Annotated in this window: 13 protein-coding genes; 5 read left to right on the top strand and 8 right to left on the bottom strand. The window is 61.6% G+C overall.

The window, feature by feature from the left end:
- Positions 1–382: 382 nt before the first annotated feature.
- From ACZZZ4_RS25435 to ACZZZ4_RS25425, 3 genes are all read right to left on the bottom strand, one after another.
- Positions 383–1,282 carry a bestrophin family protein gene (locus tag ACZZZ4_RS25435; RefSeq protein WP_129999528.1) on the bottom strand — a complete coding sequence of 300 codons (900 nt, stop codon included), beginning with the start codon at positions 1,280–1,282 and terminating at the stop codon, positions 383–385.
- A 25-nt stretch (positions 1,283–1,307) separates the two neighbouring features.
- Complete coding sequence (gene moaA, locus ACZZZ4_RS25430) at positions 1,308–2,306, bottom strand: GTP 3',8-cyclase MoaA (RefSeq protein WP_039763267.1); 999 nt, start codon at positions 2,304–2,306, stop codon at positions 1,308–1,310.
- Between the two features lie 119 nt (positions 2,307–2,425).
- Positions 2,426–3,277 carry a CAP domain-containing protein gene (locus ACZZZ4_RS25425; RefSeq protein ID WP_463549107.1) on the bottom strand — a complete coding sequence of 284 codons (852 nt, stop codon included), beginning with the start codon at positions 3,275–3,277 and terminating at the stop codon, positions 2,426–2,428.
- Positions 3,278–3,474: 197 nt separating this feature from the next.
- Between ACZZZ4_RS25425 and ACZZZ4_RS25420 the strand changes: the two genes are divergently transcribed.
- The gene (locus ACZZZ4_RS25420) at positions 3,475–4,095 is read left to right on the top strand and encodes a cell wall hydrolase (protein ID WP_463549106.1); all 621 of its coding nucleotides are present in this window, start codon (positions 3,475–3,477) and stop codon (positions 4,093–4,095) included.
- On the opposite strand, the gene ACZZZ4_RS25415 is transcribed toward ACZZZ4_RS25420, so the two are convergent.
- The gene (locus ACZZZ4_RS25415) at positions 4,092–4,805 is read right to left on the bottom strand and encodes a murein L,D-transpeptidase catalytic domain family protein (protein ID WP_415762103.1); all 714 of its coding nucleotides are present in this window, start codon (positions 4,803–4,805) and stop codon (positions 4,092–4,094) included. The genes ACZZZ4_RS25420 and ACZZZ4_RS25415 overlap by 4 nt on opposite strands.
- A 152-nt stretch (positions 4,806–4,957) precedes the next feature.
- Here ACZZZ4_RS25415 and ACZZZ4_RS25410 point away from each other — a divergent pair, with 152 nt between their 5' ends.
- On the top strand, positions 4,958–6,574 hold the full coding sequence (locus ACZZZ4_RS25410) for a L,D-transpeptidase family protein (protein ID WP_463549105.1): 1,617 nt from the start codon (positions 4,958–4,960) through the stop codon (positions 6,572–6,574).
- An 813-nt stretch (positions 6,575–7,387) separates the two neighbouring features.
- Here ACZZZ4_RS25410 and ACZZZ4_RS25405 read toward each other — a convergent pair.
- From ACZZZ4_RS25405 to ACZZZ4_RS25395, 3 genes are all read right to left on the bottom strand, one after another.
- On the bottom strand, positions 7,388–7,870 hold the full coding sequence (locus ACZZZ4_RS25405) for an REP-associated tyrosine transposase (RefSeq protein ID WP_130000218.1): 483 nt from the start codon (positions 7,868–7,870) through the stop codon (positions 7,388–7,390).
- Positions 7,871–8,289: 419 nt separating this feature from the next.
- Positions 8,290–8,907 carry a DNA-3-methyladenine glycosylase family protein gene (locus ACZZZ4_RS25400; protein WP_463549104.1) on the bottom strand — a complete coding sequence of 206 codons (618 nt, stop codon included), beginning with the start codon at positions 8,905–8,907 and terminating at the stop codon, positions 8,290–8,292.
- A 21-nt stretch (positions 8,908–8,928) separates the two neighbouring features.
- Positions 8,929–10,047 carry a bifunctional transcriptional activator/DNA repair enzyme AdaA gene (locus ACZZZ4_RS25395; protein ID WP_463549103.1) on the bottom strand — a complete coding sequence of 373 codons (1,119 nt, stop codon included), beginning with the start codon at positions 10,045–10,047 and terminating at the stop codon, positions 8,929–8,931.
- Positions 10,048–10,155: 108 nt separating this feature from the next.
- Here ACZZZ4_RS25395 and ACZZZ4_RS25390 point away from each other — a divergent pair, with 108 nt between their 5' ends.
- Positions 10,156–10,587, top strand: coding sequence for a VOC family protein (locus tag ACZZZ4_RS25390; RefSeq protein ID WP_039763259.1), 432 nt, complete (start codon positions 10,156–10,158; stop codon positions 10,585–10,587).
- On the opposite strand, the gene ACZZZ4_RS25385 is transcribed toward ACZZZ4_RS25390, so the two are convergent.
- Positions 10,569–11,687: a carboxylate-amine ligase gene (locus tag ACZZZ4_RS25385; protein WP_463549102.1), complete on the bottom strand. Its 1,119-nt coding sequence runs from the start codon at positions 11,685–11,687 to the stop codon at positions 10,569–10,571. The genes ACZZZ4_RS25390 and ACZZZ4_RS25385 overlap by 19 nt on opposite strands.
- A gap of 160 nt (positions 11,688–11,847) precedes the next feature.
- On the opposite strand from ACZZZ4_RS25385, the gene ACZZZ4_RS25380 reads away from it, so the two are divergent.
- On the top strand, positions 11,848–12,123 hold the full coding sequence (locus tag ACZZZ4_RS25380; protein ID WP_039763258.1) for a hypothetical protein: 276 nt from the start codon (positions 11,848–11,850) through the stop codon (positions 12,121–12,123).
- A gap of 37 nt (positions 12,124–12,160) precedes the next feature.
- Entirely contained in the window at positions 12,161–13,810 is a 1,650-nt protein-coding gene (mqo, locus tag ACZZZ4_RS25375; RefSeq protein ID WP_463549101.1) for a malate dehydrogenase (quinone), read from the top strand.
- Positions 13,811–13,914: the final 104 nt, after the last annotated feature.

Genomic DNA, 13,914 nt, shown 5'->3' with positions numbered 1-13,914 from the left:
GGTTCATACGCGGCCCCTGTCGCAGTGGGCGCGTACAGCAGAGACGTGCAACCTTTGCGGTTGTTGTGGTGACGTACTCATAACGCGTGTTTCCGTTGGCGGAAAGCGTCGGCAGCAGGGCGAACCCGGCGACCGGTGTGCCCGGATAGTAAGGGGGAATTTGCGCGCGTGTAAACGGAAGATTAGTCGGTGGCGCTTTCCGGCGTTTGGGCTGATTGCCCGAGTTGCCTTTTCCGCGAGCAGGCTCGCTCCCACAGGAGAATGCATTTCAACTGTTTCCGCGAGCAGGCTCGCTCCCACAACGGAATGCATTTCAACTGTGGGAGCGAGCCTGCTCGCGAATGGCCGCACCTGGGTTCGGAGCGAACACGCCGGGCCCGCTTCAGCGCAGTACGTAATCGTCCGGTTCCGCTGCGGGCGGCAATGGCGAGACGCCCAGTTCGTACAGCACGTCGCGCTCCAGGGTGCGCACGAGTGCATCGGTCGGCAGATCGTTTTCATCGCGGCCGAACGGGTCTTCGAGTTCATCGGCAATCGCGTCGAGGCCGAAAAACGTGTAGCTGACAATCGCCGTGAACAGCGGTGTCAGCCAGCCGAGGGATTCGGCCATGGCGAACGGCAGCAGAATGCAGAACAGGTAAATCGTGCGGTGCAACAGCAAGGTGTACGGGAAGGGCAGCGGCGTGGTCTTGATGCGGTCGCAGACGGCCTGCGCCTGGGTCAGGCTGGTCAGGTGACTGGCCAGCAATTGATAGCGCCACGCCGAGATCACACCGCTCGCTTCCAGTTCCGAACACTGGCGCCCGACTTGATGCAGAACCTGTCCGCAGTGGTCCGGAGCCCCCGTGTCGATGGGCGGGCTTAGCCAGTCGGCGCTGGCGCGCGCTTCGTTTTCGCCACGTAGCCGTGCGTTCAACGCGTGGGCGAAACCGCAGAGATTGCGCAACAGCGGCGCACGCAGGCTGATCTCAGCGATGCCCTGGGTTTCGCGCATCACCGAACGCACCCGCACCAGTACTTCGCCCCAGGCCTTGCGCGCCTCGTACCAGCGGTCATAACAGGCATTGTTGCGAAAGCTCATGAAGATCGACAGCGACAGGCCGAGCAGGGTGAACGGTGTGGCGTTGACCTTGGCAAAGTAACTCGGCTCGAGGATTTCGATCAACACGATCACTGCAGCCAGCAGCGTGACCATCAAGGTGCGCAGAGCGATGCGTTTGGCGATCGAGCCTTTGAGGGTGAACAGCACGGCGAACTGATTGGGTTTCGGTCTGACGATCATCTCGCGGTCCGCGTCTGGGGGCTGGTCAGCCGCCGGTCATGTTCATGAAACGCACCACTTGCACGTCGTCGTTGACTTCGAAGTTGTGTCGATACGGTTTGAGTTTCATCGCCTCGATGATCGCGTTCTCCAGACGTTCCGGGTGGCCCGGATGGGCGCGCAATACCGCTTTGAGGTCCATCGAATGCTCGTTGCCCAGGCACAGCAGCAAGCGACCTTCGACGGTCAGGCGCACGCGATTGCAGGTGCCGCAGAAGTTGTGGCTGTGCGGTGAAATGAAGCCCAGGCGAATGTTCGGCGCTTCGGCTACGCGCCAGTAGCGCGACGGCCCTTGGGTGGATTCGGTGGAGTCGATCAGGGTAAAACGTTCGGCGATGCGTTCACGCACTTGCGCGCTGGAATAGAATGATTCGGCGCGGCTGTGTTCGGCGATCGCGCCCAGTGGCATCTCTTCGATGAAGGAAATATCCAGATCACGCTCGATGGCGAAACTGACCAGATCGTTGATCTCGTGGTCGTTGCGCCCTTGCATCACCACGCAATTGAGTTTGGTGCGGGTGAACCCGGCGGCGCGAGCGGCATCGATGCCCTCGATGACCTGCGCCAGATCGCCGGTGCGGGTCAGCTCTTTGAAGCGCTGCGGATCGAGGCTGTCGAGGCTGATGTTGAGGCGCTTGACCCCGGCGTCGAACAGCGGCTTGGCCAGCCGGCCCAATTGCGAGCCATTGGTGGTCAGGCACAGTTCGCGCAGGCCGGGCAGGGCGGCTATCTGCTCGCAGAGTTGCACGACACCGGGGCGGATCAGCGGCTCGCCACCGGTCAGGCGGATCTTGCGCGTGCCGAGGGCGACGAAGCTTTGCGCCACTTGGAACAGCTCTTCGAGGGTAAGGATCTGCTGGCGCGGCAGGAACTGCATGTCCTCGGCCATGCAATACACGCAGCGGAAATCGCAGCGGTCGGTAACCGACAGGCGCAGATAATCCACGCGGCGGTTGTGACCATCGATCAATTCACGCTGTGTCATGGGCTCGCCTCGTGGATGTGGAACGCCGTCAGCGGGCGCAGATCGCGCAGGGTAGGCTGCGCTCGCCATGCCGTCCAATCACTCTGGCTGACCGAGTGATTGACGGCGTCGATGATGCCTTACGGTGCGCCAAACATTGCCGTCCAGTAAATACCGGCGTTGCTTTTCGGATCGGTCGCATAGGCGGCGCCCAGTTCCTGGTATTGCGGGTTCATCAGATTGGCGCAATGCCCGGGGCTGGCGAGCCAGCCGTCAACGACCTTGCCGACGGTGTCTTGCCCGGCAGCGATGTTTTCACCGACCACCTGCCCGCTGTAGCCGGACAGCTCGGCACGGTCGCCGGGTGTGCGGCCGTCGCGGTCCTTGTGGTCGAGATAATTGTTGTTGGCCATGTCGCGGCTGTGATCCTGCGCGACAGTGCCCAGCGTGGCGTTCCAGGCCAGCGGGGCTGCCGCCGCGAAGGACTGGCCGTCGCACTGACGGGCCTGACTGCGGGCGGTATTGAGTTGCGCCAGCAGCTTTTGCCCTTCGCTTTGCGCATCGCCGAGTTTCGCCGTCAGCAACGGCCGCGCGAGGACGATGCGCCAGTCGCGGTCAACGCGGTTGACGCCGATATCGACAAACTGCGGGTCGAGCACCACCTGACAGAAGCTTTCCTGAATCGCCTTCATTGCTGACGCCGCATCGCGCGGGCCGTTGAGGGTAATCGCCTGCACGTTGACCATCGGGTAGTGGGCGCTGGTCATGGCCTGCTGCAAATCGACCGCGCCGCTGGCAGGCAGTCGCAGCCGTGGATCGGCCGACAGCGGTGGCAACTCGTTCGACGCCTGTGTGCCGCAACGCTGCGGCTGGCTGCGATAGCTGTTGATCGACTCGATCAATTGCAGTTCATCGCCGGCCAGCGCCGAGGTGGCGAACACCACACCCAGCGACAATGCGGCACAACGCAAAACGGACGGCATGAAGCGCATGGAAATCTCCCTTGAGCTGAATGCGCCCATGATGCGCGAAAGGCCTGCGATGAGTGAATGCCTTTTTCTTTCCAGAGGATTTTTTCTGCGCTGGTACGCCCGCGCATTTGCTCGCTACACTCTGCGAAGACCCCGCAAACCGGGCGTCTCCCCGACGTAACACTCTGCCCTTCGCGGGCGCTGACGGAAGAACCGACATGGGATCGAAAGGCTTGGCGGGCGGTTTGTTGTGGATCTTTTTGACCGGCGCGGCATGGGCCGGGACGCAGGCGCCGATCGAGGCCAAAGCTGAACAGAAAGCCGAGGTACTCGAGGAGAAAGCGGCGGATAAAGTCAGCGCTGCGCCGGCGCCGAAATCCGAAGCCATCACTCCCACCGAAGCGCAAGCGGTGGACCCGGCAGGCGCCGCGCCGCTGGACGATCCGCTGACCTGTCTGGCGCGCAGTATCTATTGGGAAGCCAAGGGCAAGGACACCCCGGAAATGGAAGCCGTCGCCAGCGTGGTGATGAATCGCCTCGGCCACGATGGCTTTCCCGATACGGTTTGTGCGGTGGTCAAGCAAGGCTCGGAAACCGGCAACTGCCAGTTTTCCTGGTGGTGCGACGGCAAGCCCGATCAGGTCAAGGAGGATGCCGAATACGCGCTGGCCAAGGAAATCGCTGGCAAGGCGTTGAACCGTCAACTCAAGGATCGCACGCGCGGCGCCCTGTATTTTCACGATCGCGGCGTGCGCCCGAGCTGGGCCAAGGCCTATCGCAACACCGCGCAGACCGGCAGGTTCCTGTTCTACAAACCCGCCGGCGGCGATGCGCGTTAACTGGCGTGGGTGTTGAGAATGCTCGCCACCTGCTGCGGCTGGCAGTTCAGGTACGGTGACTTTTGCAGCCAGCGCTGATCCGGGTACCAGGAAAACATGAACTGGCCGTTCTTCAGGCGATCGATCACCTGTTTGGCAATCTGCGGCCGCACGGCGGGGCAACCCTGACTGCGGCCGATACGGCCCTGACGCTTGCTCCACAGCGGGTTCACGTAACTGGCGGCATGAATCACGATCGCGCGATCACGGGCCAGATCATTGAAACCCGGTTCCAGCCCATCCATGCGCAGTGAATAGCCGTGGGTGCCTTCGTAGCTTTCCTGGGTGCGGAACAGGCCGAGACTTGACTGATAACTGCCTTCGCGATTGGAAAACTGCGTGGCAAAGTTCTCCCCGGAGTTGGAGCCGTGGGCGACCAGATCGCGCAGCACCAGCTTCTTTTTATTCAAGTCGAAGATCCACAGGCGGCGCTCGGTGGACGGTTGCGAATAATCGATGATCGCCAGATGCCGCGAGGGTTTCGCGCCGTTGTTGACCGCGCATTGCATGGCGTTCAATGCACCTTTGAGCGCCTGGGGATTGAGTTCCGGCGCGGCGTGGGCGAGGCTGTTGTAGAGAACCGGCGATGGCTTGCCGGCGGCAAATACGGGGCTGGTCACGGCGACAACGGTCGCGGTGCTCAACAGAAGTCGGCGCAAAAACGTCAACATTTTATAAAGTGTCCTCAACTTGCTACATAAACGGCACTTTGGCTCCTGACTCCCAGTCAATACCCGCAGGCTCGCGGTTCGAGCCTGACTGTTCAGCGCACCTGATGTAAGGTTGGCCGTCATCTGGACGGCCATGGATTGGAGTAAAGCAGTTGTTCAAAAAGTACGCATGCTACTTGAGCATTTGTTTGCTCGCTGCGCCGTTTGTCGCTTGCGCCGATGAGCCGCTGCCCCCGCTCGAAACCCTGCCGACACCGGCGACGCAATTGCCGGTGGAACCGCGCAGCCCGTTGCAAGCGGTGTTGATCAGTCTCGCGCAGTCGTGCCCGGCGATTGCCGCGCGCCTCAACGCCCCGGCCTTGAGCCAATTGCAGGCGTTCTATGAACAGCAGGACTGGATGCCGGTATGGGCAGGGGAGCCGGCACGCTTGCCGGCGTTGCGTGCGCAATTGCAGCTGTTGGCCGACGATGGCTTGAATCCCAATCGCTACGCCGTCGCAACAACGCCGCCGCAGGATGGTGAGCTGTGCGCCGACATCGACATCAGCCGCAACTATCTGCAGGCCTTGCAGGATCTGCATTACGGTCGTCTGTTGCAATCGCATTTCGAACCGCTGTGGCATGTCGACGGTCCGCAGACCGACCGTCAGGCGCAATTGCTCAGCATTGCCGTGCCGGGCATGAACGACATTCCTGCGGCGTTCGATCTGGCGCGTCCGCATCTGCCGCAGTATCAAAGTCTGCGCCAGTTGTATGCCTCGCAACGCTTGCTAGCCTTGCCGCAATGGCAGCCGGTGGGCAGCGGCCCGTTGCTGCGTCCGGCGATGGAAGACCCGCGCGTGCCGGAACTGGCCCGACGACTGTACAACGAAGGCTATCTGGCACACGCGCTGGTGCCGCCGGAAAATGCCTACGATGACGTGTTGGTGGAGGCAGTGAAGCATTTTCAGGCCACTCATTCGTTACAGGCTGACGGTGTGGTCGGGCCGGGCACCATTGCCGAACTGAACATCAGTCCGCTGACCCGCCGCGATCAGTTGCGCGTCAATCTCGAACGTTTCCGCTGGATGGCCCAGGACATGGAGCCCAGCGGGCTGGTGGTGAATGTCGCGGCCGCTGAGCTGACGCTGTATCAGGGCGGCCAACCGGTGTGGCAGACCCGCACCCAGGTCGGCCGCGCCGAACGCCAGACCCCACTGCTCAAATCCCGCGTCACCCGCCTGACACTGAACCCGACCTGGACCGTGCCGCCGACCATCTGGAAAGAAGACAAGCTGCCGGAAATCCGCAAGGACCAGACCTTCCTCAGCCGCCAGAACCTGCAAGTGCTCGACGCCAACGGCCAGCCTCTGGCGGCTGCGGACATCGACTGGGACAACCCGGGCAATATCCTCCTGCGCCAGGACGCCGGCCCACGCAATCCGCTGGGGCAGATGGTCATTCGATTCCCCAACCCGTTCTCGGTGTACCTGCACGACACGCCGAGCAAAGCGCTGTTCGACAAGGGGCCGCGAGCGTTCAGCTCCGGTTGCGTGCGCGTCGAGCATCCGCTGCAACTGCGCGACCTGCTGCTGTCCCCCGCGGAAAAGACCCGCACCGATACGTTGCTGGCAAGCGGTACGACTCATGAATTTCGCTTGTCGGCGCCGGTGCCGATCCTGATGACCTACTGGACGGCGCAAGTCGACAGCACCGGCCATGTACGCTACGCGCCAGACATCTACAGTCGCGACAGCGCATTGCTGGTGGGGCTGGACCGGGCGCATTGACGTTGTATGGAGCGATACATCAGCAATGATGTTGCCGACCTGACGCCTTCGCGAGCAAGCCCGCTCCCACAGGGGGATTGATGGTGTTGGAAGATTTTGCGCCTGTCGCCAGTCGAATGTGGGAGTGGGCTTGCTCACGAAGGCGGCGGTACGGTCAGCAGTGATGCTGCCTGACCTGACGCTTTCGCGAGCAAGCCCGCTCCCACAGGGGGATTGATGGTGTTGGAAGATTTTGCGCCTGTCGCCAGTCGAATGTGGGAGTGGGCTTGCTCACGAAGGCGGCGGTACGGTCAGCAGTGATGCTGCCTGACCTGACGCTTTCGCGAGCAAGCCCGCTCCCACAGGGGGATTGATGGTGTTGGAAGATTTTGCGCCTGTCGCCAGTCGAATGTGGGAGTGGGCTTGCTCACGAAGGCGGCGGTACGGTCAGCAGTGATGCTGCCTGACCTGACGCTTTCGCGAGCAAGCCCGCTCCCACAGGGGGATTGATGGTGTTGGAAGATTTTGCGCCTGTCGCCAGTCGAATGTGGGAGTGGGCTTGCTCACGAAGGCGGCGGTACGGTCAGCAGTGATGCTGCCTGACCTGACGCTTTCGCGAGCAAGCCCGCTCCCACAGGGGGATTGATGGTGGTGGAAGATTTTGCGCCTGTCGCCAGTTGAATGTGGGAGTGGGCTTGCTCACGAAGGCGGCGGTAGGGTCAGCAGTGATGTTGCCTGACCTGACGCTTTCGCGAGCAAGCCCGCTCCCACAGGGGATTGATGGTGTGGGAAGATTTTGCGTCTGGCGCCAGTTGAATGTGGGAGTGGGCTTGCTCACGAAGGCGGCGGTAGGGTTCGGCTGACCCAAATTGCATCCCAGAGTGAGTAATCATCAAGCTTTTGCACCAGACCCGCGCGTAGCGGGTTGGCCACTACATATCTGGCCATTTGCACCAGACTCTCTTCTTGCCGTAGCGCACGATCATGAAAACCCTGTTGCCACAGGCTACCTGTTCGACCGCTCGCCACATTGATGGCTCTGGTGCTCAGGGACTTCGTCTGGCACATCAGTTGTCCCAGTGTTCCATTTTGCAACTGGACCAACCAGTGGAAATGATCCGGCATGACCACCCAGGCCAACGTATCGGCCAAACCTTCTGTTTGCGCTCGCTGGAACTGGTTAGCTACTAATCTGCCGAGATCGTGATTCTTGAAAACCGGCTCGCGATGCAAGGTGTTGGCCGTGAGCAGGTAAATGCGGTTCTGTTCGCAAAAGCGGCCGATTCTGAGACGGTGAGACGAATATCGTTCGGGCATTCCTTTGCCTTGTTCATGATTGATTGGAGTGAAAGGCTAGCCGAGCTGGAAGAGCCGGATGTGATGATTGTTGGCAGGATGTGTCTGCGTATCAGACTCCTGCTGAGGGGATTAAGCAGCGATGTTGTCTGACCCGACGCTTTCGCGAGCAAGCCCGCTCCCACAGGGGGATTGATGGTGTTGGAAGATTTTGCGCTTGTCGCCAGTCGAATGTGGGAGTGGGCTTGCTCACGAAGGCGGCGGTACGGTCAGCAGCGATGTTGCCCGACCTGACACATTCGCGAGCAAGCCCGCTCCCACAGGGGGATTGATGGTGTTGGAAGATTTTGCGCCTGTCGCCAGTTGAATGTGGGAGTGGGCTTGCTCACGAATAGGGCAGCAAATTCAGAGCAGATGGTTGAGTTGACTCCGTTTGATGCCTAGCCCTTGCCCACCCGCCACAAATACCACGCCGCCACCGTGCGATACGGGCTCCAGGCTCGGCCGATTTCGATCATTTCTTTGCGTGTCGGCTGGATTTCCAGGCCTTTCAAACGTCGATAACCCTCGCGCACGCCAAAGTCATCGGCGGGGAGGATGTCCATGCGTTCGAGGCTGTAGATCAGCAGCATTTCCACTGTCCAGCGACCGACGCCGCGCAGACTGGTGAGGCGTTCGATCAGCGTTTCATCGTCCATCGCCCGCGCAGTCGGGTAATCCGGCACCACGCCATCCAGCGTCGCCTGGGCAATCCCCTGAATCGTGGCGATCTTGCTCGCTGAAAACCCGCAAGCACGCAGGCGCTCGACATCAGTAGCCAAAATCTGCTCCGGACGCGGAAACGCCTGTCCGGGAAACAAACCCACCAAACGCCCGAGAATCGCATCGCCAGCCTTGGCGTGCAGTTGCTGATAGGCAATCGCGCGGACCAGCGACTCATAGGGATCGCGCGCCGGATGTGGCTGATGCAGACACGGGCCAACCGCGCGGATATGGCGCTGCCAGTCAGCGTCTGTAGCGGCCAGAAAAGCGCTGGCCAGGTCATATCCGTCAGCCATGCTGCCGTGAACCGGTCGTACTCATCCAGATCCCTTTTTGCCTGATGGATTGCATGCTTCAAAAGCCAATTGTTGAGTCATTTGCAGTGCGGCGTTCTCCAGCCTGAGCAGAAACGCCTTGCGCGGTTGTCCGCCACCATAGCCGGTCAGCGAGCCGTCCGCGCCAATCACCCGGTGGCACGGCACCACGATCGAAAGACGATTGTGCCCATTGGCCAGGCCGACCGCACGGCTGGCGCCGGGTTTGCCCAGCCCGGCGGCGATAGCGCCGTACGTGCTGGTGTGGCCATAGGGGATTTGCAGCAGCGCCGCCCAGACCTCGCGGGCGAACGCGCTGCCGGGCAGATGCAGTGCCACGCTGAATTGTGTGAGTTTGCCGGCGAAGTAATCCGCCAGCTCCACTTCGATCTGCTGCAAATGCGCGTTGTGCCCCGGCGCGACGGCGTAGCCATAACGGTTCTGCAGGGCTTCGACCTCGCGGGTCAGCGCCGGGCGATCGAGAAACTCCAGCAGCACCAGTCCGCGACGTTCGGCCATGGCGATCATCGGCCCCAGCGGCGTGGTCAGGCGGGTGAACAGCAACGGCTCACTGTTGGCGGCGCGGCCAGGGGTGATGTGGAAAGATTTCTGAAACGCGTCGCGAAAACCGCTCAGCGATTCATAGCCGGAATCGAACGCGGCGTGATCGATCGACGTGCCTTGTCTGATTCCGCCCAAGGCCATGCCGAGGCGACGGGTGCGCAGCCAGGCGTGGAAGGTCATGCCGAAATGCTGTTTGAACCAGCGCCGCAGCTTCAGCGGTTCGATGCCTTCAGCAAGCAATTGCGCATCGCTCCAGCGCCGTTCCGGATCGGCGCCCACTGCGTTGAGCAGGCGCTGCACCCAATCCGGTGCGATGGCCGCCGCGTCCAGCGGTTTGCAGCGCAGGCAGGCGCGATAACCGGCGCACAGGCATTCGTCGGCGTGGGCGAAGAATTCGACGTTTTCCGGTTTCGGCTTGCGCGCCGTGCAACTGGGGCGGCAAAAGATCCCGGTGGTTTTAACGGCCGTGAAGAACACGCCTTCATAGGCAGTGTCGCGCTCGAGCATGGCGCGAACCATTTCGGCGTGGGGCGGCAGGACAGCGGCTGGTATGTTCATGGGCTGAGAGTAAATCCGCTTTGTCGATGGCTCCACCGAAAAATCGACAGTGAATTTTTTGCTGGTGCCGCACAATGAGCGGATCGCCGCTTTCAAGGAAGCCAGCCCATGCATCCGTTTTCCATTCAACACATCGACCATATCGTCCTGCGCGTTGCTGACCTGCAACGCAGCATCGATTTCTACGGCAAAGTGTTCGGCGCCGAAGTCGTCAGGCACAACCAGCCGTTAGGGCTGGTGCATTTGCGGGCCGGCACGTCGATGATCGATCTGGTCGACCTGGCGGGCGAGCTCGGGCGCAAGGGCGGCGGCGCAGCGCAGACGCACAAGCGCAACGTCGATCACTTCTGCCTGCGCATCGAGCCGTTCGACGAAGCGGCGCTCAGCGCTCATCTGCAGTCCTTCGGGCTGACCGTGGAAAAAGCCGCCAGACGTTTCGGCGCCGAGGGCTACGGCCTGTCGTTGTACTGTTTCGACCCGGACGGCAATCAGGTCGAACTCAAGGGCGCGTCCGAGATTGCTCAGCCAGACGTTTCCTGAAGCAACAGTTCGCTCACTTGCGCCAGCGCCGAGCGGTTGTTTTGCGGTTGTTCAGATGCTTGCTCAAACAGCGCCAGTTGTCGGTCAGCACTGGTGCCGCCGGCGATGATCGCCCGAGCCCGTTCAAACAACTGCGCCGCGCCCAAGGCCTGCGCAGTATCGGCAAAGCGCTGCTCGGCCAGCTCCAGCCACTGCGCGATTGAACAGTCACCGTCGATGCCTTCGACCAGAAAGCGCGCATGAATCCCCAAGCGTTTGGCCCGCCAACGATTTTCTTCCAGCATCGAACGCGCGGTCTGGTCGTACAGCAATCCGGGGCGCCGCTGCGCGCTGGCGTGGGCCACCAGTACACGGAAAAACGCTGCCAGGGTCAGCGCGTCGTCGACCCTGGGGCAAGCGTCTGTCATACGCAGTTCGAGCGTCGAAAAACGCGCCGCCGGACGCACGCCCCACCAGCACTCGGCGGGCTGCGTGATCGCACCGATGCGCGTGAGAAATGCCACGTGCTCATCGTAATGGCGCTGATCGGCAAACAGCGGCGGGATGCCCATGCGCGGCCACTCGTCACACGCCGTCTGCCGATAACTCATGAAACCACTGGCGACGCCATTCCAGAGGGGCGAAGAACAACTCAATGCCAACAGCAGCGGCGTCCACGGCAGCACTTCATTCATCACCGCGATGCGGTCCAGCGGCTGCGCGACCTCGACGTGCACGTGCAGACCTGACACTACGCTGCGCCGCGCGACATGACCGTAGCGTTCGAATAAGCCCTGGAAATGTTCTTCTTCGGTCGGCATCTGTGCTCGCCAGTCAGCCAGCGGATGGCTGCCGGCGCTGAGCACGCCCAGACCAAACGGCGCAAGCGCTGCGCGCAAGGCCTGACGGCTGCCACGCAAGAAATCGCCGGCATGCTCAAAGTCGCTGAACACCGGCGAAGCCACCTCTATCTGCCCCTGAAACATCTCCGTGGCAAACCACGCGCCCAGCGCCGCACGACATGCCTCGATGGCCGGCTGCGAAGGGCTGCCGACCATGCGCAGGGTCTGCAGGTCGGTCAGGAAAAATTCTTCTTCGATGCCAAATCGCGGGCTGGTCATGGCGCTGCTCGAGCGACTGTTTCTCATGGGAACCGCGCGCGGCAGCGGTGGTTCACGCCAGGCGACCAGCGCCGCGAAATGCACCGTTGGTCTTTTCCATTGCACTTGGAAGGCCCGTGGTTTTCAAAAAAGGTCCTACCAATGTGCTCTGGAGGCAGACATGAACAACCCGTCCAGCAACGACAAAGCGCTCAACGAAACCCTCAATCCCAACGACGACGGCTTCGTCATCGGCACCGCCGGGCGCGATGAAGACCCGAACGCCACCACCGACTGGGATGTGAGCCGCGACAACGAAGATGTCATGACACCTGACGATACTCGCGGTCTGCCGGGTTATCCCGGTGCTGAAGAGAACAACCCATCGAAACCCGTTCCCGACAGCAGCGTGCCGGCCAATGGTGATCCGTCCGTGCAGAACGACAGCGCCGACTAAACTCGCACTAGCGCCGACAGAGCCGAAGGAGGCCTTTATGAACCATCCGATGCGCAAATGCGCACTGCTCGCCTTGACCCTCTCGGTCGGCATTGGCCAGGCGTACGCCGAACAAACCAAACGGGTCGACGTGATGCTGGTCGGCGGCGGCATCATGAGCTCGACGCTGGCGGTCTGGCTCAGTGAACTGGAGCCGGGCTGGTCGATGGAAATGGTCGAGCGTCTGGACAAAGTCGCCGAGGAAAGCTCCAACGGCTGGAACAACGCCGGCACCGGCCACTCGGCGCTCGCCGAACTCAACTACACGCCGGAGAAGGACGGCAAGGTCGACATCACCAAGGCTGTCGAGATCAACGAGGCGTTCCAGATCACCCGCCAGTTCCTCGCCTGGCAGGTGAAAACCGGCGTGCTGAAGAATCCGCGTTCGTTCATCAACTCCACGCCGCACATGAGTTTCGTCTGGGGCGATGACAACATCCGTTTCCTCAAGAAACGCTACGAGGCGTTGCAGGCCAGCCCCTTGTTCCGGCCGATGCAGTATTCCGAAGACCCGGAGCAGATCAAGCAATGGGTGCCGTTGATGATGGAGGGTCGCGATCCGACGCAGAAGATCGCCGCCACCTGGACGCCGATCGGCACCGACGTCAATTTCGGCGAGATCACCCGGCAGTTCGTCAGCCATCTGCAAAGCCGCGACAACTTCAACCTCAAGCTGTCCACGGAAGTGCGCGACATCACGCGCAACGACGATGGCTCGTGGCACGTTGAGTACAAGAACCTCAAGGACGGCACCACGGCCGCCACCGACGCGAAATTCCTGTTTATCGGAGCGGGTGGGGCGGCGTTGCCGCTGCTGCAGAAGTCCGGGATCGAGGAAGCGAAAGACTACGCCGGGTTCCCGGTGGGTGGTTCGTTCCTGGTCACGGATAATCCCGAAGTCGCGCAACAGCACATGGCCAAGGCCTATGGGATCGCTTCGACCGGCGCGCCACCGATGTCGGTGCCGCACCTCGATACGCGGGTGCTCGATGGCAAACGGGTGATTCTGTTTGGGCCGTTCGCCACGTTCTCCACCAAGTTCTTGAAAGAGGGTTCGTATTTTGATCTGCCGGCCAGTACGACCCTGCACAATCTCTGGCCGATGGTTCGGGTCGGCGTGCGCGAGTTCGATCTGGTGCAATACCTCGCCGGCCAGTTGATGCAGTCCGATGACGACCGTTTCGAGGCGCTGCGCACCTACTTCCCCCATGCGAAGAAAGAGGAGTGGCGACTGTGGCAGGCCGGCCAGCGCGTGCAGATCATCAAGAAGGATGAACAGCAGGGCGGGGTGCTCAAGCTCGGTACCGAAGTGGTCGCTTCCAAGGACGGCAGCATTGCCGGGCTGCTCGGCGCGTCGCCGGGGGCCTCGACCGCCGCGCCGATCATGCTTGATCTGATGGGCAAGGTGTTCAAGGACAAACTGGCCTCGGCGCCGTGGCAGGACAAGCTGCGCCAGATCGTGCCCAGTTATGGCACGCGCCTGAACGAGCACCCGGACAAGGTCATGGAGGAGTGGCGCTACACCAGCGAAGTGCTGCAACTTACGCCACCACCGGGCATCGATCAGGCCCCGGCGCAAAACCCGCCGGGCAATATCGACGCTGTGCAGCAGAAGAATCTGGACAGCGATCCCGATCTCAAGCCCTGAGATTGGCAGATGTGGCGCGGGTCGAACTTTTTGATCCGGCGCCACTCTGAACGTGTCATAGGGTCGCGGTTCGGCAGAAATAATCGCCCTGGCAGGCAGAAACG

It is taken from the genome of Pseudomonas sp. AC252 (assembly GCF_979258105.1).
Note: the sequence above shows the minus strand (reverse complement) of the source record. Positions and strands in the feature narration are given on the sequence as shown.

What these genes read in the sequence shown, in the direction of transcription:
- ACZZZ4_RS25435 (WP_129999528.1), bottom strand. Translation starts at nt 1,282, where the DNA reads ATGATCGTCAGACCGAAACCCAATCAGTTCGCCGTGCTGTTCACCCTC.
- ACZZZ4_RS25400 (WP_463549104.1), bottom strand. Translation starts at nt 8,907, where the DNA reads ATGGCTGACGGATATGACCTGGCCAGCGCTTTTCTGGCCGCTACAGAC.
- ACZZZ4_RS25420 (WP_463549106.1), top strand. Translation starts at nt 3,475, where the DNA reads ATGGGATCGAAAGGCTTGGCGGGCGGTTTGTTGTGGATCTTTTTGACC.
- mqo (WP_463549101.1), top strand. Translation starts at nt 12,161, where the DNA reads ATGAACCATCCGATGCGCAAATGCGCACTGCTCGCCTTGACCCTCTCG.
- ACZZZ4_RS25390 (WP_039763259.1), top strand. Translation starts at nt 10,156, where the DNA reads ATGCATCCGTTTTCCATTCAACACATCGACCATATCGTCCTGCGCGTT.
- ACZZZ4_RS25380 (WP_039763258.1), top strand. Translation starts at nt 11,848, where the DNA reads ATGAACAACCCGTCCAGCAACGACAAAGCGCTCAACGAAACCCTCAAT.
- ACZZZ4_RS25385 (WP_463549102.1), bottom strand. Translation starts at nt 11,687, where the DNA reads ATGACCAGCCCGCGATTTGGCATCGAAGAAGAATTTTTCCTGACCGAC.
- moaA (WP_039763267.1), bottom strand. Translation starts at nt 2,306, where the DNA reads ATGACACAGCGTGAATTGATCGATGGTCACAACCGCCGCGTGGATTAT.
- ACZZZ4_RS25405 (WP_130000218.1), bottom strand. Translation starts at nt 7,870, where the DNA reads ATGCCCGAACGATATTCGTCTCACCGTCTCAGAATCGGCCGCTTTTGC.
- ACZZZ4_RS25415 (WP_415762103.1), bottom strand. Translation starts at nt 4,805, where the DNA reads ATGTTGACGTTTTTGCGCCGACTTCTGTTGAGCACCGCGACCGTTGTC.
- ACZZZ4_RS25425 (WP_463549107.1), bottom strand. Translation starts at nt 3,277, where the DNA reads ATGCGCTTCATGCCGTCCGTTTTGCGTTGTGCCGCATTGTCGCTGGGT.
- ACZZZ4_RS25395 (WP_463549103.1), bottom strand. Translation starts at nt 10,047, where the DNA reads ATGAACATACCAGCCGCTGTCCTGCCGCCCCACGCCGAAATGGTTCGC.